We start from the raw sequence: 23595 nt of genomic DNA, 5'->3' as shown, positions 1-23595 counted from the left end.
CTCCTACACCAAATATAGTATCATGGGATTCAAGGACTTGTTTGTTGGAGGAAATGCTGGAAACATTCCAATCAAGGTAAAGTGTACTGGATGCCAGAGAATTACAGTAGTAAAGATTCCATCTGACAAGCCATTTGAGAAATGGAACGAAAAGGCAAAGTGTGGCCAGTGCGGCGCTTCAAGCTGCTGGGAAAAAGTTTGATTTATTGTATCTTTAACTAAAATTCTAATCCAGGGGTAGTCTGCGAAACTTTTCAGCCAATCTGTCTAGTATCTTTACATCCACTTTTCTCTCAGATGGAATGAATTTTTTTCTAAGACCTGAAATCGTATCTTCAAAAATTTCTGTTCTTTCTTTCTTTGTTATCATGTATTAATTGGCAGTTCATTGCATTTAAGCCGGACAAACATCTTGGGCGCCAATACGCTTAAGTTTGTATTTTCTTATGCGATTTATGGCAAAACTATCTGATAAACAATCTTGTAATGATGAGGCCCATTTATGGACAAAGAGAGACTACGTGTAAAAAGTGGCAGAAGTAAGGGCTGCAGGGACTGCCTTAGTCATAGGTGTTTTCCTAATAGTTGCATGTGTGATTGCCACAAGTAATAATTTTTGACTGCAAGTATGTCGTTGCTTGGGGCATTGGTCGAATTTACCAAGCAAAAACATACTGTACAATCAGGATTCAAGCCTGCAAAGGTAGTAGGCTTTACAGGATTCTTGAATAGTACAAATTGCCATTTCACATATTTATCCATACCCCAAATTTCCTGTATTGATTTTTTTTAACTAAAATCTACACTCTTTGCCTTTTCACAATTAATATTGAAACCAACCTGCGTCATTTCCATGAATCTCTTCAAAAAGAAGCAGGAAGAGCCTGGTCTTGTCTGCAAGATATGCAAGATGGAGTTTAATGATCCTCAAAGAACAATGAGGCACATGGTAAAGGCTCATTCCAAACCACAAAAGGCAAAAAAGTAAGACTATCAAAAATCTTAAGTTTTTGTGCCTTGTAGAAATTTTATGCCATGTTTGAGATGCGATGGCAAGGGAAAAATCAGAAACGAGTTTGGCATGTGGGAAAAATGTGAGTCTTGTCAGAAACAAGAGATGACTTTTGAGAGCGTTAATGCACAACCTGACACCAATGAGGAAGGATTCTAAATTTTTAAATTGAGAATTTTTCTAATAATTTTATGGACTCTGAGAAATACGAAACACTAACCATTCCATCAAAGGTTAGAGAGGGAGTATTTCATAAAGTAGTCAAAGATATCAAGAGCGGAAAGGCAGTGTCATGTTCTTGCAAGTGCTGGAGCAAGGGAAACAAGGCATGTGCTGCCATGAGAAGTGTTGGAGTTTGAAATCTGAGAAAGGAATTTGTTTATATTATTAACAAAATTCATGAAAAAATCACAAGAAAACTAATCTGGTTAAAAAGAAAAATTGGATCATGCCATTGATCCAACTATTAGAGTTATGCTCTAATTTGTTTTACTAGTTTTGCATGTATGCTGTCGACATTATCGGCAGTGATGTTTACACCAAAGTTTCTGCACTTGTTTTCCTTTATGGTCTTGTTAACGTCTACAGTCACCATACTCGAGTCAGAAGTTACTATGATTTTGGCATAGCGTAATGGCTTGTCTCCTGCACACAACTCAAATGCATACAAGTGATATGTCCCATTAAACTCTACATAGAGTTCCTTGATGGATGCACGTTCAATATTTACTTGTGTCATTGCAAAGGCTGTTGGAAGCAGCATTAATGCTAGAACCAATGCTACTACAATAACACCTATGACAAAGTCAGTTGATGTGACAAACCTGTAAGCAGGCGTCAAAACTTTGTAACGGACTTCATCAGTGTTGTGTGGTACATGTTTTTCAAAACCATGTAAAATATCATAAATCATATCGATTCACCTTCTAGAGTAATTCCATAAAGAAACAACTAAAGAGCAAAACATAGATTGTAATAAATCACTGTTTAGACTATTCTCAATTGTTTCTAGATGGATTTTTTTCTGTTTCCTCCAAAACCACTTTAGCAAAACAAGCAATTAAGATCTGCATGAATTGATTTGATACTAAATGAAATCAACTGGAACCTATCTTAATTATTACAAACACTATAGACCAGTAGTGAATTCGTGATAAGAAAGATGTATTATCTTCTAATGCTATACAGATCTGCCTTCACTTGAATTCACTTTAGAGATATGAATCCAAAGTAATTAAATTATTTATAAAAATAAAAAAAGATTAGGATGTAGGAGCTGTTGCACGTAGCATCCAAAGCATTTTTTCGTGTTGCTCCATTAATCCTGTCAAAAAATCGCTTGTTCCCATATCGTGGAAACTCTTGTCAGATTTTTCAAGATCCTCTCTCAGATTTCTGATAATTGATTCCTGGTCTGAGACAAGATTGGCAAACATCTCTCTATCTGTAGGGTATTGACCAGGATGCTCTGGTAGCCTTGCATGTGACTTTAATTCATCAAGTGTAGCAATTGCTTTTCCTCCAAGTTGTCGAATTCTCTCTGCGATATCATCAATTATGACTTCGATTTCTCCATATTGACCTTCAAAGAATTTGTGATAGTCATTAAAATGCGGACTAACCACATTCCAGTGATAGTTTCTTGTTTTTGTATACAGGACATACTCATCAGAGAGCAAGGAAGTAAGTATACTGACTACCCCTTCTCTGTCTTGATCAGCAATACCGATATTGAGATTTTGTTCTACTGCTGTTTCATTTATTTGTGCCATTAGTGGGATTTTTCGTTTATCATATTTAACATGGTGATAATATATTTAATAGTGCTAACTTTTTTTATTTTAATTATTTTGATATCGAAAAATGAATTACTAAAGATTAATTTTGTATTGTAACTAATCCAAACCATTGGATAATCTAGATAATGCACGACATGATCACCAGAAAAACAAGTCTGATATTGTAAATTTGGTAAAGCAGATGTTTGCACAAGACAAGTGGGGCGACCAAGAATACAAAAAGGCACTAATTGATTTGGTAAACAAAGACGAAAAACTAGTTGCAGAAGTTGCCAGACTACTCAAAGCAAGACATGAGTGAGAAAAAACTACAGCAAGAAGACTGCAACGAAGACAATCTTGGTCCTGGGATACTGACTCTAACTACCAAGAGAATTGCATTTGACAAGACAAAGTCTCGTGTAATGGATTTCTCAAAAAGCATGGGAGAGACACTGCTTGATATTCCCTTATCTGATATAGTGAGGACCTGGAGGGAGGGGCTGATCATGAAAAAGGCATGCATCAGTGTTCGTACCAGTAGCGGAGAGAAAGTCTACAAGTTTGGGGTGTTCAACGTTGGTGGATGGGTTGATGGCATCCAAGACGCAATAAACGAATTGTAAAAAAACTAGCTTGTCGGATTCATCAGTGCAGCTCTTTCTTTGAGCTTTTGATCAACTAGTGCATTGACATAGTCTCCAGACTTTCCTTGGCAATTTCCAATGTTTACTGCATATCCATCAAGTGTCTCTGCAATACAACCGTTATCTGTAATTGCTATTATCTTGACTAGCTCTATATTCTCATCTGGTGCGACATAAAACATCAGATATGCCAAAAGTGCCAATCCGATACCTGCAAGTACTGCTGCAATTGTTATAATTGATTTGGAATTTGATTTTTTCATTTTTTTATTTGGGATTGCTGACATGTATTGTTTATGCGCCATACAAATTAGAGTGGAATGACTCTTTTTTTAATTTGAGAATTGTAGCATTAATTTAAATTTGAAATTTGCGTGACTATCTAGCTAGTTTTTTTGCCTTTTTGAATACTGCATACCAGTCACTCCAAGACAGTCTGCCTGTCTGTGTGTTTTGCTTTGATGGATGGTAAGACGTGATTACTGTTATGGTGTTGTAATGAAATGTCTTGTTGTGTCCAAACTTTTCTGGCTTTACTTGGAGTAACTTGCATGTGGCATCATATGCTATTTTTCCAAGACATAGTATGGTTGTGACGTTACCTAGTATCTGGAGTTCTTGCTCAAGATATGGGTGGCAGTTTTGCATCTCCTCTTTTGTTGGCTTGTTTTGTGGAGGTGCGCATCTTACTGCAGCTGTAATGTATGCGTTATTTAGTACCAGTCCGTCATTGGTGGTCTGAGAAATTGGTATATTTGCAAACCCTGTCTTGTGCATTACTTTTGCTACCCAGTCACCTGATGAATCACCTGTAAACATTCTGCCTGTTCTGTTTCCGCCGTGCGCTGCAGGTGCCAATCCTATTATGAGCAGTTTTGCCTTAATGTCTCCAAATCCTGATAGTGGTCTGCCGTAGTATGATTCTTCTTTGAATCGCCTGACTTTGGTTTTGGCAACATCTCTGATGTATGTAGATAGTCTTGGGCATTTTTGACAATCTTTGATCTTTTTGTTTAGAGTTGTGATTGTTTGTTTTCTCACTGTCTGCTCCTGTTTTTACTGAAATTTCAATCTATAACTATGCAACTTTTTTGATTTTTTGCAATCTAGTATAAAAGAACAATTATTCATATCTGACATTTCGCTTTTGGAATTGTTCTCATGCTAGTATGATGTAGTAATAGTATGGCGCAAGTAGAAAAAATTGGAGGATCCGTTGAGATTGTACATCTATCATTGCAATCATACACTCATATTCCATTAAATGACGATGATTATTTGTGGAATGTAAGCGCAGTTAATCTGATGTTTCAGGTTTAGACTATCCTGCAGTTGTAGTGCCATCTGTATTTGCTGATCAATTTTCACTTACGATAAATTCACCATAAAATATTTAGTTCTCCTGCAATTCAATGTAAATTAGCTAAAGCCTAGAATTACATCTAAAATTATAATTCTCTTAGAACGACTAAATCACTCAATCAGTATTGCAGGTTTGAATGGCCTTGCATGTCTAGCTTTTCCCTTTGGATCATAGATATCATCATCTGATTTAGAATACACTGTAATATCTACTCCAAACTCTTTCTTACCAATGCTTGATAGTTCTGATTTTAGGAACTCTTTTTCATCAAAGGATTCAGCTTCAAGCTTCATTCTTTTGATACTCTCAGATTCAGAATGCAAATCCTTGATTACTTTTTGTACATAGTCTGGCATCTTTTTGGCATCAGCAGTATTAGGATCTGCAATTAACTCCTTCATCACAACTCCCATGTTGTTTTGACCGCCTACCATGATACTAAGTATCTTGCGATAGATTTTGGATTTTATTTCATCTGAGTCTACATAGATTACAATTTTTTTTGGAGTGATTTTTGTAACCTTGAGAATACTTGCAATATCATCTATAGTTGATTTTAACAACTCTTCAGCTTGAATTGATACAGCATCTACATCATCTTTAGAATATTCTGGCCATTGTGCCTTTGATACTATTTCTGAATTTCCTAATTTTTCCCACATCTCCTCACTAACATGTGGTGCAAATGGAGACAGCATTGCAACTCGAGCAGAATTTATCTGGTGTAAAATTTCTGAAACATCTCCTCGTTCTTTTGCTTGAACTCGTTTTTGATACCAGCTCAAGTCAGTCTCAAATGTAAACAAGATATCATGTAGTGCCTCGCGCAATCTCATTTTTTCTACTGCTTCTGTGACTTCAGCTATTTTGCTCTGGGTTTTGGAGAGAATCCACCTGTCTTCTGCTTGCAAATTGCCAATCTGACCTTTTTTGAGCCTAGAGCACTCCTCTAAAAGCGACTCTAGCTTGCTTTGAATGCCTGAAACTGACTCCATGTTAAAATCAGCATCTTGGAGTAATTCAGCAGACGATATGATTGCCAATCTAATTGGGTCTGCACCATGATCTTTTATTGCAGCTCGCAATGGAATGATGTTTCCCATACTCTTTGACATTTTAGCTCCATCCATCATCACACTACCGTTAACAACAATTTCTTGTGGCCACAATTTTTTATCAAAGATTGCAACGTGGTTTAGTACAAAAAATGACAAGTGGTTCTGTACCAAATCACGACCCGAATGCCTTGAATCAACTGGATAAAAGTATTGGAATTCTTTTTTCATTGTATTAATTACATCTTCAGAAAGATTTGATGAATTGGCAGCTTGTGTCACATCGCCTTTATCTAACAAAACATAATCAAAGAATTCTTTGCTAAGATTCTCAGGTTGTACTGTTCCATCATTTACAAATCTCGATATAGTATAGTATGCCATGTAAATTACACTGTCTGATAATGACTCTACAATCCAGTCCTTGTCCCATGGTAGTTTAGTTCCAAGTCCCTGTTGTCTTGCACAAGCTCGCTCATGCAACCAATCAATTACTTCAACAAACTCTGTCTTGATATTGTTAGGTAGAATGTTCATCTCATCTAAACATTTGCGAGCTAATCCCTTCCATTCTTCATCGCCATAGTTCAAGAACCACTGGTTGTTCAATATTTTTACAACACATTCAGCTCCGCAGCGACATTTCACCGGTGCATTCTCTAACACTGGGAATTTTTCTAGAAAATTATTTTCTTGCAACCAAACTCTAATTTTGTCTCGACCAAACTGTACCTTCTCATTTTCAAACTGTGCACATTTGTCATTTAGCTTTCCATCAGTAAATTCTTTGAGATATAGTTCCTTGGTAGCCTCTTCTAACTTGTCATCAGACTGGTCTGAGATTCCCATTTTCTCTACAATGTCTTTTGCTGGAATGGCGCCATATCCTTCTGTACCAATAATTGGAATAGGCTCTAATTTTGAGGCCAGTTCGTGTCCTTTTGCCTTCAAATCCATCAATGCCTGATAGTCTTTTGGAGCATGTGCAGGCACAGACATTACTAATCCTGTTCCCATGCTGGGCTCTACAAAGTCAGCTGGCAGTATTGGAATCTCTCGTTCGTCATGATTAGTGGCATTCTTGCCAATTATCTCACTACCTGGAATCTCGCCAATTACTGATACTTTTTTCTCAAAGAATTCTAGTTTCTTTGCACATTGTTCTGAGACTATCCAAGTTTCATTATCAACTGACACCTTTTTGTAAACAGTATTTGGATTGACCCAGAGATTTGTAATACCAAATATAGTTTCAGGTCGAAGAGTCGTAATTGGAAATACAAATTCATCTAGCTTGAACTTTATCAAGAAATTCTTATCATCAATCTTTGGTTCTACATCGCCCATTGTATCGTGCTGTGATACTGGGTTTTGATCAACAGGACACCATCCAACTGGATGACTACCCTGAATGATTCTACCCTTTTCTTTTAGTGTGGTGATTTGCCATTCAATAAATTTCTGATAACTTGGAACTATAGTTGTAAATTCACGACGCCAATCAATGGAATACCCCATCTCAATCATTCCAGATTTTATCTCTTCATGAAAGTAATCTGCAATCTTTATTGGTTTAACAAATGACTTTATTGCATCTTCAGGAACATGGTAGATGTTTCTTAACCCATCAAGTATCTCTTTTTCTCCAGACTCGATTCTTTTTGCCATGCCAAGTACAGGTGTTCCCGTATAATGGAATCCCATTGGGAATAGTACATTGTATCCTTTCATTCGATAAAATCTTGCATGAACATCAGCTAGTGTGTATGTTCTTCCATGTCCGATATGTTGCGGAGAGTTTGGATATGGATATGCAACTGTAATGAATTTTTTTGGTTTGTCATTTGGGTTTGTCTCAAAGTCTTTTGATTTGGCCCATTTGTCTCGCCACTTTTTTTCAATCTCAGTCCAGTTAATTGTCATTGTCTCATCCTAAAATCATCGATTTCGCTTTGGCTATTGCCTCGTCTTTTTTAGATGTGTCTTTTCCACCGCCTTGGGCAAATTTGGCATCTCCACCACCAGAACCGCCCAAAATTGAGGCTATTTCTCGGGCAATCTCACCTGCATTAACCCCTGATTGCTCACCTGAGAACACTATTACACGAACTGTTGGGTCAGCTTCAAAGATTCCACAAAATGCAGCTGTTGCATCTTTTCCAACTATTTTCTTGCCAAAGTTCTGGTGGAAATAATCATCATAATCAGGATTTGCAGTAAAGCACAACTTTCCTTTGGTGAATATTCCGTCTTCTTCTACTGATTCTCCAGCTAGAATCTTTTCTAGTAGTACTGGAATCTTTTCTCTTGTCTTTTGCTTGTTTTCTTCACGTTTCTTTTCTAGCTCTTCTTTTTGCTTTGCTTCTTCTTCTTTTCTCTTTAATTCTTGAGCTTGCAGCTTCTCATATTCAAATGCGCCAGGACCTGATACAAACTCTAGACGAACCACTCCGTCTTGAATGCGTTTAGTCTTTGTAATCTTGATTAGCTCAATGTCGCCAGTTTTTTTGACATGTGTTCCACCACATGCTTCAACATCTTGGTCTTCAATTGAAACAATTCTAACAGCTTTTACTGGAACAACTCCTCCCTGGTAAATTCTAAATCCATATGTCTGCTCTGCAGTTCCTCTATCGTAATAGTCAATGTTGACATTAAGATTTTGTTTTACCATGTTGTTAGCTGCATCTTCTATTTTTTTGATCTCGTCATTAGATAGAGAAGAGTGATGAGTAATGTCTAGTCTGGCATGATCATCTTCTTTGAAAGCTGAATGCTGCCAAATCCATGAACCCAAAACTTTGCGTGATGATGCATTAAGGATGTGGGTACTGGTATGGTTTTTTGTAATGTTGGAGCGGCGTGTCTCATCAACCTTGCATGAAACGGTCTCACCTTCTTTTGGAGTGCCGTCCTCTAGCTTGTGAACGATAATGTTTGCATGCTTGTCTACATCTGTTACTGAAAATCCTGCTATTGTTCCGTGGTCTGGCTCTTGGCCTCCACCCCGTGCGTAAAATGATGTCCTATCTAAAATTACCATATCCTCAATTACCTTGAGTACCTTGGCTGAAAACTCCATTGGGTCGTCTTGGTAAAATAGAGTTTCAGTTTCTGGCAGTCCTTCTAGTGGAAGTTCTGCAATTGCCTTTTTCTTGTCAGACTGGTGCAAATCAGATAACTTGGAATAAAATGATGATGGAATCTCTGAAATTGCATCGACTTCTTTAAGATATTCAGGAGTGATTCCGTCTGATTCGTAGTATGTAATTAGTTCATCAACTGATGGAGTTCCTTTTTCCTTTATCTTGTCTGCTTTTTTCTTCATGTGAACTTTGGATTCCTCGTATCTTGCAGATTCGAGTTTTAGTATTGATTTTACATCATCTCTCTTCTCATCAAGTTCGGGATACGTGTCCTTGAGATAGTCTACATGAGCATCAATCAAGTCATCAATGTCCAGTTTTACATTTAGTTTTGAAATGGTTGCATTGATTCGACGCAACATCATTCTCAAGTTGTATCCGCCGCCAACATTTGATGGAAGCGCACCATCAGTAATTGCAAATATCAAAGTACGCAAGTGATCTGCAATCAGATACATTCCCTCCAGCGGCGTGATCATCTTTTGCATCTGCTCATCTGTAATTCCTGCATTCTTTATTGCAATTCGTCTTACCTCATTCAAGTCATCATAGTGATCAATTACTTTTGCAACTTCAGTAAAGTACTTGCGCAAAATTTCTGAATCAGAATCAATTCCAATAGTGTTGAATAATTTCTGATTGATTGGGCCAAAGCAGCAGTCATACGCAGTTGGCGTTCCCATCGTAATCCATGCAAATCTCTCAAGACCTGCACCCATGTCAATTACTCGCTGGTCTAGTGTTGTATGTTGTCCAAGCTCCCCCTGAAATTCAGTAAAGACTGCGTTTCCAAGCTCCAGTCCACGCACAAAGTATTCTAGTGATGGACCAAACGAGCCTCCGCCTGCCCACACATCTTCAACAAAGACTACTTCGTCTTTGTTTATTCCAAATTGCTCAGTTAGTAATCTATAATCCAAATCAACGCATTCGTCTTTCCAATATCCTCCCAAATCTGGAACGCTATGCTGCCCTATCATGCAAAATGATGAAAAGTGGCGTCCGGTAACTCCGACGTTTTCCAAGTCCTTGAATCGCAAACAAGTTTGCGGAACAACCAAAGGATTTGCAGGAAACTCAAATACTACCTTGCTTCCCATCACTCTTTGAAAGTCTACAACTGATGCTATTGTAAAGTACAAGTCATCACGCCAGCGACACACTACAGGATAGCGGCTAACTGAAGTGTGATTGTTTTTTACAAAAAACTCTTCGACCTGCTTCCATGATTGGGTATAGTCAAATCTCTTTGAAGTTGGCGGATCTCCAATGAATGAGTACGTGTCTAGTCCGTCATCAGGGCACAAGTCCCTGTCTGCATTCAGAGTCCAAAAGAATCTGCCACACTTGGCACATGATTTTCTTACAAATCCCTTCTCTGAAAACAGCTTGACGTTATAGTACTTGTCAGGATCTGATGAAAATTCTTTTAGAATCTCTTTTTTATCCAATGAAAAAACCTGCCATTTGCCGATATTAAGAATTAGCGATATGGCTTGCTTTTTGAGGCTAGAATCGCTGTCTGTAACCTCAATTACATATTCCTCGTTTTAATCAAATTTCTCTGCAATTTTTTTATGAAAGCACTGATCATGGGAGCAATTTTTGGTCTGATGTTGTTTCCAATCTCATTTGCAAATCCAGCAGAGTGGAACTACCTGATGCCATGGAATGATGCGTCTCAAATCAATGTAGTAATAGAATCTGACTTTGATGTAGATGAGAACAAAATCAAGGACCACAATACACAGATGGCTTTACAAAATACAAAATTAATGATGATAAAATAGAACTAGTCTTTGTTATTTTGTATGATGTTGATGACATGTCATACAATGAGATAGAGATGGTTGCAAGACATGAACTAGGCCATGCACTGGGACTGGGACCCACAACAAATCCCTTTGATATGGTGTATTCTGTAATTGGCAAGCAGCACAGCTTGATCTCAATGTTTGACTTGTATGCATTGCTGCAAATTTATCAAAAATAATCTATATTTTAAAATGGAATAGATTTTCAAGCATTCCTGATGAAGGCAACTTGCTTTGATGGAGAGAAAATAAAGTATGATGAAAACTATCCAGATCCAAAACCTGGAGAATCTCTAGTTAGAGTGAGTCTTGCTGGAATTTGTGGAACTGATCTTGAAATCTTGGATGGATACATGGCATACAATGGAGTGTTGGGCCATGAGTTTGTTGGAGTAGTAGAAAAATCTGAAAATTCTAAATTGGTTGGAAAAAGAGTTGTAGGTGAGATTAATGCTGGATGCAACAACTGCGACTCTTGCAAAAAAGGATTGCAACGACACTGCCCTAACAGAACAGTTCTTGGTATTTTGAAAAGAGACGGAGCATTTGCTGAATTCCTATCACTACCTAAGCAAAACTTGCATGTGATTCCTGATTCAATTTCTGATGAGCAGGCAGTATTTGTCGAACCACTTGCTGCAGCATTTGAAATCAAAGAACAAGTCTCACTAAATCCTGACTGGAAGGTAGCAGTTGTAGGAGATGGCAGGCTAGCACAGATGATTTGCCAGGTTCTAAAGTTGTCATGCCCTGATGTTACTTGCTTTGGAAGACATCAGCACAAGCTTGCATTGCTAGAAAAATTTGAGATTCCAACTAGAATTGGAATAGAGTCAGCTGACCAGCAGTCCTATGACTTGGTAGTCGAAGCTACTGGAAGCAACTCTGGATTCTCTGACACCATGAAGCTGGTAAAGCCACGCGGAACTGTAGTTTTAAAATCTACTATTGCATCACGAGAAAACCTTGACTTGACTCCAACTGTTGTAAATGAGATTACACTGATTGGCTCTCGTTGTGGATTGTTCAAGCCGGCAATTGATGCACTTGCATCAGGTATTGTATCAGTTGATTCCATGATTGACTCTATTTTTCCACTAGAGCAGTTCTCTCAAGCAATTGAGCATGCAAAAAAACCTGAAACACTCAAAGTCTTTCTAAAACCATAATTGATTTTGGAGCTCCATTAAATATGGAAGAAATGTATTATCCGTGTCATGGCTGAACAGTTCCCAATCAAAGACATCAAAGAAAGAATAGATGACATCATGATAGACCCTGAGATTCGATTCTGCGGACTAATTGATGGTAATGGAGAATTGCTTGCATGTGGCTTTGATAGCAAGTCTGTACCAATGCTAAATGACAAACAAAGAAGACTGCTCTATCAGGAGCTAGCTCACAGAGTCGCAAACAGACAAGGCTTTGATGCAGACCTTGGACGTGTAAAGTACTCGTCTTCAAGAAGAGAAAATGCAGTGATGATGAGTTTTCCTTTTGGAACCTATGTTGTACTAGTTATTGCAACTCCTCGCGTAAACATTGATAGAATTGCGTGGGACATACTCAACAAGCTAGGACGACAGTGGTCTGAGTTTGGCGGTCTCTAGTTTTTAGAAATTATATTTCTTCCATCAAGATATGATAATGCATCAACTAGTTCTTGGTCTGAGATTAATCCCTCTGAGTGCCACATGGTAATGTTACTAGTCCATAGAGGGGAATTACTCATATCATAAAGAAATGAGATTCTGAGAATCTTATCATCACCTAATTGAGGATTGCCACGTCCGTCCTGATTGCTAGTCAAAATGTACAGTCCATCCGGGCCTGCAACTGCATCACGCAGCCTGCCAAATTCACCTGAGAATAATTCTTGTTCTGATACTACGTTATACTCTGAATCAAATTCTACTGCTCGCAGGTGCTCACCCTTTAGTGCTGCTAGAAAATATTTCCCGCTCCACTGAGGAATGTCTCCATAGTAAAATGTAGAACCTGATGGGGCCCAAGTATCATCTCCTGAATGCAGTATTGGATTTGTCAATCCTTCTTTGGTCTCATCCCCAATTACATCAGGCCATCCATAGTTGGAACCAGGAGTTATCAAATTGATTTCATCATGTGCAACTCCGCGCCATCCAGAAGGCCCATGCTCTGTTGCAACTAGATTTCCTGATTCATCCCATGCAATTCCTTGCGGATTGCGGTGTCCATATGAGTATACTGCTGAACCAAATGGATTGTCATCAGGAATTGTTCCATCTGAATTGATTCTCAAAATTTTTCCTGCAACTGAATTCAAGTCTTGTGCAAGTTCAGGACTTGTTGCATCTCCTGTTGTAACATACAGCATTCCGTCTGGCCCAAACTTTATTCTGCCGCCATCATGATATGGAGCACCTGGAATTCCTTCCAGTAATACCTTGTCTTCAGACAAAACATTGTTTGCCTCTACATATCTTACCAGTTTGTTCTTTATCCCAAGAAACTCATTGTAAGTGTAATAGACATAGACATAGTGATTTTCATCAAAACTAGGATCAAGTGAAACACCTAGCATTCCTCCTTCTCCACCACCTACACTCAGATTCAAAAGTTCAATTATCTTTCCATCATCAATTACATTCAGAGTCCCAACTCTTTCAGTAAAGAACACTCTGCCGTCTTGAGCAAAATCAATGCTCCATGGAATTTTGAGATCTTCTGCAATTACATCTACTTTGACTCCCAGTTCGGGATAACTTTGAGCAAATGCAGCTGGAATGATTCCAAAAACAACTAGCATGCAAACAATGACTGTAACTTTCATGGTTTACCTTGAATAATTAATAATACATTAAATACACTATCATATTCAGTGAAACCATGTTTGGTAAGAAACCCCAACTCAAAGAAGGAGTCCACGTATTTTCTGTAAAAAAGAATGGTGATTATAATGACTTTATCTTTGCAACAGTTACTGGAATTGAGGGAAGAAAAGTTGGGGTCAGCGGAGTTATTGTAAATCCAGTTGGCCTGAAAAACAAACTAGAACAAGGAAAGACTGGAGAACGCTCAAGAGAAATTCTAGAGAATCCAACTCCTGACAATGTAGTACTTGCCCTAGTGTATAGAGTAGAACATGAAAACTTTGCAACTGTACTAGATCTTGACAAAGACAAGTGTGATCTGATCCCGCCCAAAGTCTATGCAATGCTTGATGGTTGGATTCGCGAATCACTGCCAGAATTTATCAATACAGTGCTGTCTTTGCCACCAGGAGCAGAACGCGATGAGGCAAAACGTGTCCTCAAAAACAGAATGGATACTCTAATTGACAAGAATCTAAAGAGAACACTCTACTCTGTATGTCGCAGTCTTAAAATTCTAAACTAGGATTTAGACACAAGTTCACAGTAGTTTTATATTATCGAGTAAGAAAATCCCGATACAATGGAATATGTTTACGCTGCTTTACTTCTTCACAAGCTAGATAAAGAAGTTAACGAGGCAAACGTCAGCTCAGTTGTCAAAGCATCTGGCGCTGAAGTTAATGAAGCCCAAGTTAAAGCACTAGTTGCAGCCTTAGCCGATGTCAACATCGATGAGGCAGTTAAAGCCGCACCTGTAGCCGTTGCAGCAGCAGCCGCACCAGCAGCAGAGGGCGGAGATGCAGCCGGTGGTGAAGCAAAGAAAGAGGAAAAACCTAAAGACGAAGGTAAAACCGAAGAAGCAGCCATGGAAGGATTATCTTCATTATTTGGCTAAACGAGTTTACTTTTCTCAAATCTATTTTTGATCTCCATTTTTATCAATTCTTAATTAGCAACGCTACGATGTTTGAATTGAATGGTAGATTTTTCATTTGAACTTGGATCGTTTATCTCTATTTTAGATTACTTGGGAACTATTGCATTTGCAGTAACTGGAGCTTCCAAAGCAATTGCACATAACGCTGACATCTTTGGAATTGTTGTATTGGCAAGTGTAGTTGGTGTAGCTGGCGGAATAACTCGTGATATGATATTTGGCATATTCCCAACTGCCTTCTCTGATCCAATCTACATCAGTCTGACAGCAGCGTCAGGAGTTGTAATGTTCTTTTTGTATTCAAAACTAAAACGCCAGATGGCAACTTGGCTGGTCTTTGATGCAGTAGGGTTGGGAGTGTTTTCTATAATTGGTGCATCTATTGCGCACCAGGTAGTTGGCTTGGAGTTTCTTCCAATGCTTTTTGCAGGAGTAATCACTGCAATAGGTGGCGGAATACTTCGAGATGTCTTTGTAAGGGAGATTCCTATCGTCTTTGTAAAAGAAGTCTATGCTGTTGCTAGTGTAGCTGGCATTGTGGTATTTTATGCAATACTTTCTTCTGGAGTAGACATTCAGGTATCTTCAATAATTGGAATTGTAGTTGCAACTGGAATCAGGCTGCTTGCAATGAAGTATAACTGGAATCTACCAAAGGTTCAAGAATCCTGAACCTGGTTTAATTATTACAATAAACTACAAACATAATGGAATTAATTTTTAATTTTTTACTTGTTGGAATTGGTCTAACCATGCTTTACTTTGGGGCCGACAGGCTAATTTCAGGTTCAACTTCACTATCCCGCAAGTTTGGGATTAATCCACTTGTGATAGGTTTAACTGTTGTAGCGTTTGGGACATCCGCCCCGGAATTTGTAGTAAGTATATCTTCTGCAATGCAAGGTCTTTCAGATGTGGCTTTGGGAAATGTTGTTGGCAGCAATATTGTAAACATTGGACTGATACTTGGAGTTACTGCCATAGTTAGTCCCATTGCTGTTTCAAAGTCTGTGATAAGAAAAGAGATACCAATCATGATTGGAGTTTCATTTCTTTTGCTTGCAGTAATTATTGATGGGAAAATAGATTTGATTGATGGTGCATTACTAGTTACAGGAATCATAGTCTTTACTGGATTTAGTTATCGTAGCTCGAAAAAATACACTGACACTGAAAAAACTCCATCTCAAATATTGCAAAAAAACATTATTCCCAAATCAATTCTATTTATTGCAGCAGGGCTTGGTCTTCTAACCTTTGGGTCCTTTCTTACTGTAGATAATGCAGTAATAATTGGAAACAGTTTTGGAATATCTGAATTATTTATGGGGTTGACTATAATTGCAGCAGGAACTTCTCTTCCAGAACTAATTACATCCATAGTCGCTGCCAAAAAGGGACATGCTGAACTTAGTGTAGGAAATATTGTTGGAAGTAATATCTTCAACATTTTAGCAATACTTGGAATATCTTCTGTGATTTCAGGCATTACAGTAAGTGATCAAGTTTTAGTTGATGTTGGAATAATGCTGGCATTTAGTTTGGTGCTTTTACCAATTATGCGTCAGGGCTTTAGCATTTCTAGAAAGGAAGGACTGATACTGATTGCAGGATATGTTGGGTATGTAGTATTTTTGCTCTACAGGCAATAGAGAAACTAGTTTTAGTTTACCTCAACTATGATTTTCTCTACGTCCTCAAAAACACATTCAGAAGAGCAATACTCGCTTTCATTATATTCAAATCTATTTCCACAATTCTTGCAAATTCTCTTAATTGTGTAATTGTTCAAATACACCTTAACTGCAGGCTCGTTTTCTGTCTCTGTTTGTTGAATAGTATCAAAACTGTATCTTTTGTTCATGAGGAAACTATTGAAAAATCGTATTTAAGGAACCAAAAAATTTTGATCTGGTGCTAATTTCTAAAAATAAAATAAAAAAGAAATTACTGGGTTGAAACCCATTCGTAGATGAATTTGACTTGCTCCATTAGAACTGCATTGATTTGAGAAATCTTCTCTTCTAATTCTTTGATTGTTTCTCGGAGCATTTGGTTTTCTTCTTCAAGTTCTGATATTCTTTGCTCCAATCTTAGAACTTGCTCATTATCTACTGTTGGTACAGGATATGGCTCTGGATATGGTTCAAGATAATCAGACTCTGGATAGTCGTGTTCTGGATAATCATACTTGTTGTAATCATGTTCTTGATATTCGTATTCAGAATTGTCATAGCTTGCATCGCCTCTGTTGTCATATTTTTCAAAGAATGCAACAACTCGCTTTGCTTGCTCATATGACAAGTCAGTTTCAGAAACAATCAACTCTACTAGTTGCTCAATCTCTCCAGCTTCCCAAAGTCTTTGAATTTTTTCTGGAGGGATCATCTCCATGACTCTCATTGCCATTGGCTCTATTGATTGCCATTCAGGATCATTTTCATAAAATTCTCCCTCGTCTTCATATCCAGCTGTGTCTCTGTATGTTTCATCAGAATTAGCGTACTCCTCTCTTGCTTGTTCATCAAGATGACGGAATTTTTCTTCAAACATTTCCTCAAGTTCTTGGAATTGTCTCATCATGTCTGATTCAAGAGATTGTCTCTTCTCATCAAATTCTGCGAATAATCCATCAAACATTGCATTGATTTCTGAATCGCTAAGATCTGGATTGTTCTCTATTTTTTCATAGATTTCCATCTTTTGCTGTTCATAGTATCTGTCTAGTTCTTCAAACTCTTCCTGGAAGTGTCTCTCGATTTGATGTCTCTTTTCTTCAAATTCTTCATGAAGTTGCTTGTATTTTTCATCCCACTCGTCATATTGTCCCATTGCAGGAGTAGTCATTCCTACAATCAAGATGGCAAATAATCCAAGTATTGGAAGTGTCTTTTGCATTAACTTCAGACAAAAATTTCCACATTTAAAGGGAAATATGTAATGTATAGTAACAGTTATCTATCAAAAACCAAGTTTGTGCCTAATCTGAGAATCTGAGTATCTTTGGTGCAACAATCATCCCTGCAATTCCTGAAACAATTCCACCTGGAATGCTCATCATCCAGTGGTTGAAAACAATGTCTGATGCAGTTGGAAGTATGTCATATGGGAATGTGTCATTGTACAAGTATACCTCCAAAAATGTCATCGAAAGCATTGGAAAACTAAATGCAAAAAACATAGAACCCAATATTGCACCTGCAATCTTTGTTGAATGTCTTTGCATAATTTTTGACTTCCATTTTTTGTTAAAAATAAAATCTGCAGCAATTGCACTAATCATTGGCACTGCAAACAATGGGAGATAAAACATAATTCCTTCAGATGTAAAGATGTTTGATGTTATGTTCATCATAATGAATACAAATGCTGCACCACTAGTTGCACCAAATCTATTTTGTGTCTTTGATGATGTCCAAAATACTAGTGAATATGCAAATGGAATAAAAATAAAACTTAGTACAATTGCAACATTAGGATCCGGGTTGAAATTATGGGATTCTCCTTCTGAAATTGGTAATACAAAAAAGAAGATTAACCACATTATACTAAACCAAAATATTCCATAAGTTATTGGCAAGATTACTCTAAAGAACAAGTTCTTTTCTTGCAAGTGAAAATTAATCCTTGAGAATCCTATAACAGAACCAACAAGTGTGGTTAGAATTCCAAGTGCAAGTGTGATGTGGGTTGGACTAAGTAGTCCATCTAATCCAAACAATTCATGCCAGTAAAAATCTGCAGGTCCTGCAGCAATTTGGATTAGCGCTCCAATTACTACGAGTTTGAGTCCTGCTGCAAATGACTCTGTCCTGAGTTCTTTTCTTCTAAGGTATGCCACAGAACTCATGATTGCGCTAATTACGCTAATTCCAACACCTAGATACAAAATCCCATGTGATGGTGTAAAGAATGTCTCAGGAGCTCTAAGCAGATGAGATGTAATATCCCAGCTTGCCCCCCACATTGCAAGAGTTGTTCCAACTAGTGCTACTAGAAACACAGCTGATGGGAATCTGATTGCAGATTTTTGTAAACTCTCAGATGTCAATGTTCTCAAAAATTCTTTTGTGTTCATAAATGATTCTGCTTTTTTGTAAATTGCCACTTGGGAAAATTTTGATGACTAAAAAACTGGTCAGTTATGCTGGAGTGTAATCTTTTGCTTGTCCAGCAACTGCTCTTGCTTGGGCATCTGCCTTTTGCAAGATTTGCTCTTTGGTCTCATCAGTCATGTATCCTGATTCAACAGATACAGAACGTGCAGATTGTGCTGCCTTTGCCAAGATTTGTTCGATGTTTTCTGGAGTGACATATGCTGCCTCGATAGATAGTGAGATTGCTTCTTGGTGTGCTTGAGCAAACTCGTTTCTTATCTTCTCGACATCAATTATCATCTCTTCTTCAGAATACTTGAGTCCGTCTTCTAGTGCGGTGTATAGTGAAATTCCAGCTTCTACTGGTTTGATATCTAATTTACCTAAAATTGCTGCAAGTTTCTCATTGATTGCCTCTCCCTTCTTTACTGGTGTAGAGTCTTTTGCAATCCAGATTGTACCTTGGTCAATCTTTGTTGGAATTCCTGCTTCCTTGAATTCTGTAAGCATTGGTCCTGGTGCAATTCCTGTGTTCTTTGCTGGAACCACGATATCGATACTTGCAATGTCTCCGCCTCTTGCCATCATCATGATTTTGTTCTTTGCCAAAAGTACGTTAAGCTTGAATGGTGACATGTTTGTAAACATGAGCATGATTTGTCCCTTGAATTCTCCAATCATGTCTTTAATTCCTGGAATATCTGAATTCTCTAATGCTTTTTGTGCAACCTTGTCTTTGATGCTGAAAAACTCTACATCTTCTTTGAGAGTTTTCCTTAAAGGCAGAATCTGAGTAGAACGTACCTTGCTCATCTTGATGACTGCCATTACTTTGTATTTTTTTGGCAACTCTTGTAATTGCTGATACATCTGAGTTTTTCTTTTAGGATAACTGGTTCTATTTTCATGCATACTTCTTCTTGACCTCTTGAATCTGTTTGATTGGTTTTCCCATTGTTGTCTTGATCATTACTCTTTTCATGTTCTTCTCACCGTTTGGTAGTTTCTTTTCAATTGCACTTAGTACTGCATGTGCATTAATTGCCAAGTCTGCATCATCCATTGATTCGTCTCCGATTTTACATGAGACTGAAAGTGATGCTCTTGTTCTAACTTTAATTGATGATCTAAATCTTGCCAAAAATGATTCGATAGGTGCATTAAATGGAACTGGTGTTGGCATTTTTCCTCTAGGACCTAATAGTTGACCCAAAGTCTTACCAACTGTTGGCATGATTTGTGTGTCTGCCAAAAAGAAATCATATTTGTTGATGAATTTTCTAGACTCTCTTTTGTTTGCTCCAAATTTATCTAGTTCTTCATTTCCGATAACAGAGTCTGCCTTGGCAGCTTTTGCCTTGGTTCCCATGTCTCCTGTTGCAATAACACATACTGTTGCAGGTGAACTGGTCTTTGGAAGCTGAACTACTTCGTTGAGTGCAAATCCCTTCTTGACGTCAATGTCTTTGAAATTGACAATCAACTCTATTGACTGCTTGAACTTTTTTGCCTTTGTTGCAGCCTTTGCCTCCTTTATCATATCGACTAGCTGGGGCTCTGTAATCATTACGAACAAATTCGAGAAAGCCTACTTAAAATCGTTTAGCGGATATTGATAACCCCTTGAAAATAAAAACCATAGATAAAACCCCCAATTCCTGAGCAAGTCCTTGTATTGGATATCTGTCCGCTCTCAACAATATCGTCTTTCAATTACAGTTTCTTCAAGTCAATTATGTGGCTAATTGAGCACAAGATCTACAAATCTTGCAAAAATTTGCTTAATATTGCAAAAAATTAATAGATATGTCCAAAAATTTTACTAGAAAATGGGGTTTATACTAATTTTAACTATTTTTGATGAATTACTATGTAATTTTTAGAAGGATCAGTTATTATAGTATGAACTTATCATAAAATAATATGTCTGAAACCACATCTGTAATGGACGGTACAGTTAAGGAAAGAATTTCGGGTATTTTTGGAAAGTCAATCACCAACAAGGTAGAAGACAGACTTTTTGAGAAATTCGGAATCAGTCTAAGTCAAGGAATAGAAGAATATGAAAAACTCGATTTTGTGTTTAGAGAGTTTTTTGGCAAGGGTGCAGACGGAATAAAAGAAAAGATCCTCAAACAACACGTTAAAGAAAAAACAAATAGCAACCAATCATGGGTTACAATTAATGATCAAAATGTTTGCAGTATAATTCTAAAAGCATTTGGAGATCCTGAAAAAAAGTCTATTTTGGAATCTGCATTTGAACCTAAGATTGTCAGTCAAATCATAAGTGAGTGTCATCTACCGCAAACTTCTGGATACAGAAAAATTAATGAACTAATGGATCAAGGGCTATTGGTAAAAAAAGGCACGATAGATCACAGAAGCAAAAAGATCAATTGTTATTGTACTGTCTTTTCTGATCTTGATATCAAGATGGATGTCAAATCAAGGGGTATGACTGTTAAAGCCAAACTAAATGTGACAGAAAAAAACAATCCTATTCTAAATGTAATTTCATATTAAAACAATTTAGATTATTCAAATAATAAGTTAATACTATCATTGACGATATCTTTTTACTTTTTAACTAGAATATTCTCATTAAATCCTCTTTTTGATTTTCACCGTATCTCATATCACCTGTAATTTTTTATGCAAAACTTGATGAACAAAATAATTTATAAAAAATTTCAATGATTTACAACAAAATTATTTTTTATAAAATATCAGTGATGATTTTTTCTATGTACTGGAAACTAGTATCTAAAAACTGGATTCAAGATGAAATCAAGATATATGTTTTTAACTAAAATTATCCAGTATGTTACATGTATTCCTCGATTGAAATTGAGATTGTCAGGATTTTAGTTGCGTTAGTTATGCTAGTTTTGGCATCAACGCTGGATTTATGGAAACGAGAGATTCACGATATTTTTTGGATTCCTTTTGGTATTGCTGCTGTAGTTTTTGTGTTCATTGATGATCCGCTAAATAATCTGGTTGCTGTGGGTATATCACTAATCGTAGTTCCAATATTGTTTGCCATGTGGAGGATAGGATTTTTGGGAGGTGCTGATTTTATTGGAATAGCAGTATTGCAAACACTAGTTCCTTTTTCCATTTTTTCAGACAACATAGTAACTCCCTTTACAGTTCTATCAAATGCCGCATTATTTAGCTCAAGCATCTTTGTAGTAAACCTAGCAAGAAATCTAATTGCATTATCAAGGAGTCATGACATTTTTGATGGTTTTAATGAAACAAAAAGCAGAAAGATCCTAGCTATGCTTTTTGGTCATAGGGCAAAAAATCCAAAATTTAGTTTTTCAATAGAGGAGGAACACATGGGAGCAAAAATGTTTAGCTTTTCACTCCATCACGCAGAAAAGACAGAGTATTGCACCAAGAAAGATACATGGGTATCTACTGGCATTCCATTTATTGTCTTCATAACAATTGGATTCATTGCTCAGATATTTTTGGGCGACATAATCCTAAACAGTTTTGGTTCATGGATTTAATTTCAAGAACCTGAACAAGTAAAAATTCCAATTTTTTTTACTTGAATGTGCACTACACTCTTAATAAAGGACTAGTAACTAGTTCTAGCTGTGGCGGAATTAAGAATTCCTACATTAATTCCAGGATTTGATGAATTAGTTGATGGTGGTATTCCTATAGGTAGTTTGATTTTACTTGCAGGAAATACGGGTGCTGGAAAGACTTTGTTTTCATCACACATGATAAACTCAAGCTCAGAAAATTCAAAGAGCCTTTACTGTGGTTTTTTTGAAAGCAAGGAAGACATAATAAAGAATGCAAATAATTTTGGATTTAATTTTTCAAAATTTATCGATGATGGAAAATTAGTAATATCTGAATTTTTTCCAATTCTTGAGGAGGGAATCACTACAATTATCTCAGAAATAGAGGCAGAAATTGAAAAGGTTCAGCCATCACTATTGGTAATAGATTCAATATCAACACTTGCAGGAGATTTAAAAAATATTCAGGAGATGAGGATCTTTTTAAAAATGATACATTCCATAACAAAATCAAAAAATATCACAGTTATTTTAATCTCAGAACTTCCACTAAATTCTAAAAAGATGGGATTGGGAGTAGAGGAATTTATTGCAGATGGCATAATAATTATGAAGTATGCTCAAATTAGAGAGAAAATAAGAAGATGCTTGGCAGTTTTAAAGATGCGAAATACTCATCATAGCATGGACATTTGGGAGTTTGAGATAGGGAGCAATGGAATAAAACTAAAGCCGGCATTGGAAAAAGATGACATGCTATTAATATCAAATAACATGCAATTTACCTAAAAAATCAAACCCTACTGCCTACAAACATGTTTGTATTGTATTCTGGGAAAAAATTATTTATTTAATTTGCTATAATCCCGTAAGAATTTGGGTTTGCCTGAAGAACCAATATCAAAGAGATCATGATTTATTTTGACTAACTCACTTTGGATAAAATCTTTGTCTTTTTCTGTAAACAAGCCCTTTAGGTTAAATTTGTAATCAAAGAGAATACTGATGACATCACCTTTTGGTGCCTCTTTTAATGAGATTTTGAGATTGGTTTTAGAGTCTTTAATCTTAGTTGTAAGTAATCCCCCTTTACCACGTTGTACTTCCATGTAAAACGGCTCTTCTACTGTAATTGTTTTATAGCTCATTTCAATTATGGAATTTTTCAATACTTCAAAAACTTTTTTGATATCCCCATTGACAAGAATTGAATTGTAAAGTGTGTATTCGACCATATTATTATTATCAGCAATGAAACATATTTAGTTTTGCTATTTTGAAAAAATAATTCAACAAAAATAATTCAACAAAAATAATTCAACAAAAATAATTCAACAAAAATA

The 23595-nt window shown here is 36.9% G+C and carries 33 protein-coding genes; 18 read left to right on the top strand and 15 right to left on the bottom strand.

The genetic code is table 11. The features are described from left to right. The first annotated feature begins 22 nt into the window (after nucleotides 1-22). A complete protein-coding gene (locus tag C6989_RS00155; RefSeq protein WP_148703941.1) occupies nucleotides 23-202 on the top strand; it encodes a hypothetical protein in 180 nt (59 codons plus the stop codon). Between the two features lie 24 nt (nucleotides 203-226). Here the strand turns inward: C6989_RS00155 and C6989_RS00150 are convergent, their stop codons facing one another. Both C6989_RS00150 and C6989_RS00145 read right to left on the bottom strand, forming a co-directional pair. Continuing rightward, nucleotides 227-370 carry a hypothetical protein gene (locus C6989_RS00150; RefSeq protein WP_160272929.1) on the bottom strand — a complete coding sequence of 48 codons (144 nt, stop codon included), beginning with the start codon at nucleotides 368-370 and terminating at the stop codon, nucleotides 227-229. Between the two features lie 194 nt (nucleotides 371-564). After that, on the bottom strand, nucleotides 565-762 hold the full coding sequence (locus C6989_RS00145) for a hypothetical protein (RefSeq protein WP_182126028.1): 198 nt from the start codon (nucleotides 760-762) through the stop codon (nucleotides 565-567). 91 nt (nucleotides 763-853) lie between these two features. On the opposite strand from C6989_RS00145, the gene C6989_RS10135 reads away from it, so the two are divergent. Genes C6989_RS10135 through C6989_RS00135 form a run of 3 tightly spaced genes read left to right on the top strand, consistent with a single transcriptional unit; the run spans nucleotide 854 to nucleotide 1371 of the window. Beyond that, a complete protein-coding gene (locus C6989_RS10135) occupies nucleotides 854-988 on the top strand; it encodes a hypothetical protein (protein WP_255464602.1) in 135 nt (44 codons plus the stop codon). Nucleotides 989-1030: 42 nt separating this feature from the next. After that, nucleotides 1031-1171, top strand: a complete 141-nt coding sequence (locus tag C6989_RS00140) for a hypothetical protein (protein ID WP_182126027.1) — start codon at nucleotides 1031-1033, stop codon at nucleotides 1169-1171. A gap of 32 nt (nucleotides 1172-1203) precedes the next feature. Beyond that, nucleotides 1204-1371: a hypothetical protein gene (locus C6989_RS00135; RefSeq protein ID WP_182126026.1), complete on the top strand. Its 168-nt coding sequence runs from the start codon at nucleotides 1204-1206 to the stop codon at nucleotides 1369-1371. 113 nt (nucleotides 1372-1484) lie between these two features. On the opposite strand, the gene C6989_RS00130 is transcribed toward C6989_RS00135, so the two are convergent. Together C6989_RS00130 and C6989_RS00125 are read right to left on the bottom strand one after the other, a co-directional pair. Further along, nucleotides 1485-1925 (bottom strand): hypothetical protein, encoded by a 441-nt coding sequence (locus tag C6989_RS00130; protein ID WP_182126025.1) that lies wholly within the window; start codon nucleotides 1923-1925, stop codon nucleotides 1485-1487. Nucleotides 1926-2274: 349 nt separating this feature from the next. Then, nucleotides 2275-2784: a Dps family protein gene (locus C6989_RS00125; RefSeq protein WP_148703939.1), complete on the bottom strand. Its 510-nt coding sequence runs from the start codon at nucleotides 2782-2784 to the stop codon at nucleotides 2275-2277. Nucleotides 2785-2920: 136 nt separating this feature from the next. On the opposite strand from C6989_RS00125, the gene C6989_RS00120 reads away from it, so the two are divergent. Further along, nucleotides 2921-3112: a hypothetical protein gene (locus C6989_RS00120; protein WP_148703938.1), complete on the top strand. Its 192-nt coding sequence runs from the start codon at nucleotides 2921-2923 to the stop codon at nucleotides 3110-3112. Further along, nucleotides 3105-3416, top strand: coding sequence for a hypothetical protein (locus C6989_RS00115; protein ID WP_182126024.1), 312 nt, complete (start codon nucleotides 3105-3107; stop codon nucleotides 3414-3416). The genes C6989_RS00120 and C6989_RS00115 overlap by 8 nt, the downstream gene beginning before the upstream one ends. Before the next feature lie 5 nt (nucleotides 3417-3421). Here C6989_RS00115 and C6989_RS10130 read toward each other — a convergent pair whose 3' ends face one another. Together C6989_RS10130 and C6989_RS00105 are read right to left on the bottom strand one after the other, a co-directional pair. Then, on the bottom strand, nucleotides 3422-3742 hold the full coding sequence (locus C6989_RS10130) for a hypothetical protein (RefSeq protein ID WP_237087662.1): 321 nt from the start codon (nucleotides 3740-3742) through the stop codon (nucleotides 3422-3424). 73 nt (nucleotides 3743-3815) lie between these two features. Further along, nucleotides 3816-4478: a uracil-DNA glycosylase gene (locus tag C6989_RS00105; protein WP_182126023.1), complete on the bottom strand. Its 663-nt coding sequence runs from the start codon at nucleotides 4476-4478 to the stop codon at nucleotides 3816-3818. 144 nt (nucleotides 4479-4622) lie between these two features. Between C6989_RS00105 and C6989_RS10125 the strand changes: the two genes are divergently transcribed. Beyond that, nucleotides 4623-4757: a hypothetical protein gene (locus tag C6989_RS10125; protein ID WP_255464600.1), complete on the top strand. Its 135-nt coding sequence runs from the start codon at nucleotides 4623-4625 to the stop codon at nucleotides 4755-4757. Between the two features lie 153 nt (nucleotides 4758-4910). Here C6989_RS10125 and leuS read toward each other — a convergent pair whose 3' ends face one another. Both leuS and alaS read right to left on the bottom strand, forming a co-directional pair. Further along, nucleotides 4911-7778 (bottom strand): leucine--tRNA ligase, encoded by a 2868-nt coding sequence (gene leuS / locus C6989_RS00100; protein WP_182126022.1) that lies wholly within the window; start codon nucleotides 7776-7778, stop codon nucleotides 4911-4913. Between the two features lie 4 nt (nucleotides 7779-7782). Beyond that, nucleotides 7783-10452 (bottom strand): alanine--tRNA ligase, encoded by a 2670-nt coding sequence (alaS, locus tag C6989_RS00095; protein ID WP_182126021.1) that lies wholly within the window; start codon nucleotides 10450-10452, stop codon nucleotides 7783-7785. A 126-nt stretch (nucleotides 10453-10578) separates the two neighbouring features. Here alaS and C6989_RS00090 point away from each other — a divergent pair, with 126 nt between their 5' ends. The 4 genes from C6989_RS00090 to C6989_RS00075 are packed head-to-tail and all read left to right on the top strand — an operon-like array spanning nucleotide 10579 to nucleotide 12425. Next, nucleotides 10579-10791: a hypothetical protein gene (locus tag C6989_RS00090; RefSeq protein ID WP_148703933.1), complete on the top strand. Its 213-nt coding sequence runs from the start codon at nucleotides 10579-10581 to the stop codon at nucleotides 10789-10791. 17 nt (nucleotides 10792-10808) lie between these two features. Further along, nucleotides 10809-10994 (top strand): matrixin family metalloprotease, encoded by a 186-nt coding sequence (locus C6989_RS00085; RefSeq protein ID WP_148703932.1) that lies wholly within the window; start codon nucleotides 10809-10811, stop codon nucleotides 10992-10994. A gap of 39 nt (nucleotides 10995-11033) precedes the next feature. Continuing rightward, nucleotides 11034-11984, top strand: a complete 951-nt coding sequence (locus C6989_RS00080) for an MDR/zinc-dependent alcohol dehydrogenase-like family protein (RefSeq protein ID WP_182126020.1) — start codon at nucleotides 11034-11036, stop codon at nucleotides 11982-11984. Nucleotides 11985-12032: 48 nt separating this feature from the next. Then, nucleotides 12033-12425: a DUF6659 family protein gene (locus tag C6989_RS00075; RefSeq protein WP_148703930.1), complete on the top strand. Its 393-nt coding sequence runs from the start codon at nucleotides 12033-12035 to the stop codon at nucleotides 12423-12425. On the opposite strand, the gene C6989_RS00070 is transcribed toward C6989_RS00075, so the two are convergent. Continuing rightward, a complete protein-coding gene (locus C6989_RS00070) occupies nucleotides 12422-13627 on the bottom strand; it encodes a PQQ-dependent sugar dehydrogenase (RefSeq protein WP_182126019.1) in 1206 nt (401 codons plus the stop codon). The two genes, C6989_RS00075 and C6989_RS00070, sit on opposite strands and share 4 nt — an antisense overlap. A 56-nt stretch (nucleotides 13628-13683) precedes the next feature. Here C6989_RS00070 and C6989_RS00065 point away from each other — a divergent pair, with 56 nt between their 5' ends. The 4 genes from C6989_RS00065 to C6989_RS00050 all read left to right on the top strand — a co-directional run bounded on the left by C6989_RS00065 (nucleotide 13684) and on the right by C6989_RS00050 (nucleotide 16259). Next, complete coding sequence (locus C6989_RS00065; RefSeq protein WP_148703928.1) at nucleotides 13684-14193, top strand: hypothetical protein; 510 nt, start codon at nucleotides 13684-13686, stop codon at nucleotides 14191-14193. 57 nt (nucleotides 14194-14250) lie between these two features. After that, complete coding sequence (rpl12p, locus tag C6989_RS00060) at nucleotides 14251-14565, top strand: 50S ribosomal protein P1 (protein ID WP_148703927.1); 315 nt, start codon at nucleotides 14251-14253, stop codon at nucleotides 14563-14565. 81 nt (nucleotides 14566-14646) lie between these two features. Then, nucleotides 14647-15279 (top strand): trimeric intracellular cation channel family protein, encoded by a 633-nt coding sequence (locus C6989_RS00055; protein WP_182126018.1) that lies wholly within the window; start codon nucleotides 14647-14649, stop codon nucleotides 15277-15279. A gap of 35 nt (nucleotides 15280-15314) precedes the next feature. Then, a complete protein-coding gene (locus C6989_RS00050) occupies nucleotides 15315-16259 on the top strand; it encodes a calcium/sodium antiporter (protein ID WP_182126017.1) in 945 nt (314 codons plus the stop codon). Nucleotides 16260-16270: 11 nt separating this feature from the next. On the opposite strand, the gene C6989_RS00045 is transcribed toward C6989_RS00050, so the two are convergent. The 5 genes from C6989_RS00045 to C6989_RS00025 all read right to left on the bottom strand — a co-directional run bounded on the left by C6989_RS00045 (nucleotide 16271) and on the right by C6989_RS00025 (nucleotide 20271). Next, complete coding sequence (locus tag C6989_RS00045) at nucleotides 16271-16471, bottom strand: hypothetical protein (RefSeq protein ID WP_148703924.1); 201 nt, start codon at nucleotides 16469-16471, stop codon at nucleotides 16271-16273. 83 nt (nucleotides 16472-16554) lie between these two features. Continuing rightward, nucleotides 16555-17505, bottom strand: coding sequence for a hypothetical protein (locus C6989_RS00040; protein ID WP_182126016.1), 951 nt, complete (start codon nucleotides 17503-17505; stop codon nucleotides 16555-16557). A gap of 82 nt (nucleotides 17506-17587) precedes the next feature. Beyond that, on the bottom strand, nucleotides 17588-18685 hold the full coding sequence (locus C6989_RS00035; RefSeq protein ID WP_255464597.1) for a hypothetical protein: 1098 nt from the start codon (nucleotides 18683-18685) through the stop codon (nucleotides 17588-17590). A gap of 64 nt (nucleotides 18686-18749) precedes the next feature. Next, the gene (locus C6989_RS00030; RefSeq protein WP_182126015.1) at nucleotides 18750-19616 is read right to left on the bottom strand and encodes a 50S ribosomal protein L10; all 867 of its coding nucleotides are present in this window, start codon (nucleotides 19614-19616) and stop codon (nucleotides 18750-18752) included. Further along, entirely contained in the window at nucleotides 19609-20271 is a 663-nt protein-coding gene (locus C6989_RS00025) for a 50S ribosomal protein L1 (protein ID WP_148703921.1), read from the bottom strand. The genes C6989_RS00030 and C6989_RS00025 overlap by 8 nt, the downstream gene beginning before the upstream one ends. A 356-nt stretch (nucleotides 20272-20627) precedes the next feature. Between C6989_RS00025 and C6989_RS00020 the strand changes: the two genes are divergently transcribed. From C6989_RS00020 to C6989_RS00010, 3 genes are all read left to right on the top strand, one after another. Then, nucleotides 20628-21230, top strand: a complete 603-nt coding sequence (locus tag C6989_RS00020) for a hypothetical protein (RefSeq protein ID WP_182126014.1) — start codon at nucleotides 20628-20630, stop codon at nucleotides 21228-21230. A gap of 305 nt (nucleotides 21231-21535) precedes the next feature. After that, nucleotides 21536-22228 (top strand): A24 family peptidase C-terminal domain-containing protein, encoded by a 693-nt coding sequence (locus C6989_RS00015; protein ID WP_255464596.1) that lies wholly within the window; start codon nucleotides 21536-21538, stop codon nucleotides 22226-22228. A 90-nt stretch (nucleotides 22229-22318) separates the two neighbouring features. Then, nucleotides 22319-23041, top strand: a complete 723-nt coding sequence (locus C6989_RS00010; protein WP_182126013.1) for an RAD55 family ATPase — start codon at nucleotides 22319-22321, stop codon at nucleotides 23039-23041. 53 nt (nucleotides 23042-23094) lie between these two features. Here the strand turns inward: C6989_RS00010 and C6989_RS00005 are convergent, their stop codons facing one another. Continuing rightward, nucleotides 23095-23487 (bottom strand): hypothetical protein, encoded by a 393-nt coding sequence (locus tag C6989_RS00005; RefSeq protein ID WP_148703918.1) that lies wholly within the window; start codon nucleotides 23485-23487, stop codon nucleotides 23095-23097. Between the last annotated feature and the right edge of the window lie 108 nt (nucleotides 23488-23595).

It is taken from the genome of Nitrosopumilus sp. b2 (assembly GCF_014078535.1).
In the GTDB taxonomy this organism is placed as follows: Archaea; Thermoproteota; Nitrososphaeria; order Nitrososphaerales; family Nitrosopumilaceae; genus Nitrosopumilus; species Nitrosopumilus piranensis.
Note: the sequence above shows the minus strand (reverse complement) of the source record. Positions and strands in the feature narration are given on the sequence as shown.

Excerpts from the sequence above, each read along its gene's own strand:
- C6989_RS00080 (WP_182126020.1), top strand. The coding sequence starts at position 11,034 with ATGAAGGCAACTTGCTTTGATGGAGAGAAAATAAAGTATGATGAAAAC.
- C6989_RS00070 (WP_182126019.1), bottom strand. The coding sequence starts at position 13,627 with ATGAAAGTTACAGTCATTGTTTGCATGCTAGTTGTTTTTGGAATCATT.
- rpl12p (WP_148703927.1), top strand. The coding sequence starts at position 14,251 with ATGGAATATGTTTACGCTGCTTTACTTCTTCACAAGCTAGATAAAGAA.
- C6989_RS00145 (WP_182126028.1), bottom strand. The coding sequence starts at position 762 with ATGGATAAATATGTGAAATGGCAATTTGTACTATTCAAGAATCCTGTA.
- C6989_RS00045 (WP_148703924.1), bottom strand. The coding sequence starts at position 16,471 with ATGAACAAAAGATACAGTTTTGATACTATTCAACAAACAGAGACAGAA.
- C6989_RS00025 (WP_148703921.1), bottom strand. The coding sequence starts at position 20,271 with ATGATTACAGAGCCCCAGCTAGTCGATATGATAAAGGAGGCAAAGGCT.
- C6989_RS00150 (WP_160272929.1), bottom strand. The coding sequence starts at position 370 with ATGATAACAAAGAAAGAAAGAACAGAAATTTTTGAAGATACGATTTCA.
- C6989_RS00005 (WP_148703918.1), bottom strand. The coding sequence starts at position 23,487 with ATGGTCGAATACACACTTTACAATTCAATTCTTGTCAATGGGGATATC.
- C6989_RS10130 (WP_237087662.1), bottom strand. The coding sequence starts at position 3,742 with ATGGCGCATAAACAATACATGTCAGCAATCCCAAATAAAAAAATGAAA.
- C6989_RS00115 (WP_182126024.1), top strand. The coding sequence starts at position 3,105 with ATGAGTGAGAAAAAACTACAGCAAGAAGACTGCAACGAAGACAATCTT.
- C6989_RS00040 (WP_182126016.1), bottom strand. The coding sequence starts at position 17,505 with ATGCAAAAGACACTTCCAATACTTGGATTATTTGCCATCTTGATTGTA.
- C6989_RS00020 (WP_182126014.1), top strand. The coding sequence starts at position 20,628 with ATGTCTGAAACCACATCTGTAATGGACGGTACAGTTAAGGAAAGAATT.
- C6989_RS00140 (WP_182126027.1), top strand. The coding sequence starts at position 1,031 with ATGCCATGTTTGAGATGCGATGGCAAGGGAAAAATCAGAAACGAGTTT.
- C6989_RS00065 (WP_148703928.1), top strand. The coding sequence starts at position 13,684 with ATGTTTGGTAAGAAACCCCAACTCAAAGAAGGAGTCCACGTATTTTCT.
- C6989_RS00130 (WP_182126025.1), bottom strand. The coding sequence starts at position 1,925 with ATGATTTATGATATTTTACATGGTTTTGAAAAACATGTACCACACAAC.
- C6989_RS00090 (WP_148703933.1), top strand. The coding sequence starts at position 10,579 with ATGAAAGCACTGATCATGGGAGCAATTTTTGGTCTGATGTTGTTTCCA.
- C6989_RS00050 (WP_182126017.1), top strand. The coding sequence starts at position 15,315 with ATGGAATTAATTTTTAATTTTTTACTTGTTGGAATTGGTCTAACCATG.
- C6989_RS00055 (WP_182126018.1), top strand. The coding sequence starts at position 14,647 with ATGGTAGATTTTTCATTTGAACTTGGATCGTTTATCTCTATTTTAGAT.
- C6989_RS00035 (WP_255464597.1), bottom strand. The coding sequence starts at position 18,685 with ATGAACACAAAAGAATTTTTGAGAACATTGACATCTGAGAGTTTACAA.
- C6989_RS00075 (WP_148703930.1), top strand. The coding sequence starts at position 12,033 with ATGGCTGAACAGTTCCCAATCAAAGACATCAAAGAAAGAATAGATGAC.
- C6989_RS00155 (WP_148703941.1), top strand. The coding sequence starts at position 23 with ATGGGATTCAAGGACTTGTTTGTTGGAGGAAATGCTGGAAACATTCCA.
- leuS (WP_182126022.1), bottom strand. The coding sequence starts at position 7,778 with ATGACAATTAACTGGACTGAGATTGAAAAAAAGTGGCGAGACAAATGG.
- C6989_RS00030 (WP_182126015.1), bottom strand. The coding sequence starts at position 19,616 with ATGCATGAAAATAGAACCAGTTATCCTAAAAGAAAAACTCAGATGTAT.
- C6989_RS00015 (WP_255464596.1), top strand. The coding sequence starts at position 21,536 with ATGTATTCCTCGATTGAAATTGAGATTGTCAGGATTTTAGTTGCGTTA.
- C6989_RS00135 (WP_182126026.1), top strand. The coding sequence starts at position 1,204 with ATGGACTCTGAGAAATACGAAACACTAACCATTCCATCAAAGGTTAGA.
- C6989_RS10125 (WP_255464600.1), top strand. The coding sequence starts at position 4,623 with ATGGCGCAAGTAGAAAAAATTGGAGGATCCGTTGAGATTGTACATCTA.
- C6989_RS10135 (WP_255464602.1), top strand. The coding sequence starts at position 854 with ATGAATCTCTTCAAAAAGAAGCAGGAAGAGCCTGGTCTTGTCTGCAAG.
- C6989_RS00125 (WP_148703939.1), bottom strand. The coding sequence starts at position 2,784 with ATGGCACAAATAAATGAAACAGCAGTAGAACAAAATCTCAATATCGGT.